This window comes from Mycobacterium sp. UM_Kg1, assembly GCF_000972925.1.
GTDB classification, from domain to species: Bacteria; Actinomycetota; Actinomycetes; order Mycobacteriales; family Mycobacteriaceae; genus Mycobacterium; species Mycobacterium hiberniae.
Genome location: NZ_JRMK01000309.1, coordinates 1 through 1,214, shown reverse-complemented (window position 1 = coordinate 1,214; position 1,214 = coordinate 1). Strand labels below are relative to the sequence as shown.

At 70.2% G+C, this 1,214-nt stretch carries 1 protein-coding gene; it reads right to left on the bottom strand.

Features of this window, described 5'->3' with window-relative positions:
* Nucleotides 1-561 precede the first annotated feature (561 nt).
* On the bottom strand, nt 562-1,214 hold a 653-nt coding region (locus LI92_RS24035), incomplete at its 5' end, for a hypothetical protein (RefSeq protein WP_046322499.1).

Below are 1,214 nucleotides of genomic sequence, written 5' to 3'. Positions count from 1 at the left end.
TCATCAGCAGCCGCCGCACCCGGCAGATCCGCCACCGACGCATCAAACGACAACCCCACGTTCGACAGCAACGGCTCCCACGAACCCGCGTCAAACAACGTCTCCCACGACGACGCCTGACTCAGATCCGCAAACGCACCCGCCAGGTCCTCACCCAGCAGGTCCACCACCCAATCAAACTCATCAGCATGCGCCGCAGGAGCCGCAGACAACGGCGCCATCCCAAACGTCAAAAACGCCCCAACCGCACTACCGGCCGCCGCAACGCTCCGACTACGCCGTCGGGCCTCTGCGCCCGTGAAACCACGACGCCCTGTGCGGTGCTGCTTACCAGTCATGCGGGACTCCCTATTCTGCGACGAACCCATGTCGGTGATGCTTTCTCGGATCAAGTTTTTGGTGTTGTCGGTACCGAGGTCTCAGCACCGCGGGGAAGAGGTCGAAGATCGGTCAGGCCGTCACGCGGCACGGCGCCGCGGGCCCGGGGCGCCGGCCCCGTCGGCGAGCAGATCGCCGACGGAGCCGCCGTCCACAGACGTCCTGGCTGGGAAGTTCGGATCATCATCCGACGCCTCCGGCCGTGCCGTTGCCGCCGGTGCCACCAGTGCCGCCGGTGCGGCTACCGGTGCCGCCAGGGCCATTACCGGCGGTGCCGGGGTTACCCGGGGCGGGTACCACGCCGCCACCGCTGGTGCCGCCCTGGCCGCCGGTGCCACCCGCACCGCCGGCCCCACCCGGGAAGGCGGTGCCGGAGCCGGATGCGTTACCACCGGTGCCGCCGGTGCCGCCCTTACCGCCGGCGCCACCAGCAGCATTGGTGCCGTTGGTGCCGGCAGTACCCGCGGTGCCGTTCCCGTTGTTGAGGGCACCGGCCGCACCACCTTGACCACCGGTACCGCCGTTACCGCCGTTACCGCCGTTACCGCCGTTACCGCCGGCGCCGCCGACCACCGACGTCGAGTTACCCGTCGAGCCGGTACCGCCCTTGCCGCCCGCGCCGCCGGCCGAGCCTGTTGCGCCGTTACCGCCGTTTCCGCCGGATCCGGCGTTACCCGACTGGCTGCCGCTGGCACCGCCGGCGCCACCCGCACCGCCGTTGCCGCCGTGCTTACCGTCACCACCGTTGCCGCCGTCGGTGCCCGGAAGTCCGGAGTTCTGCGCCGGCCGGGTTCCCGTTGCACCCGCGGTACCGTTGGCCCTGTCTCTTATACACA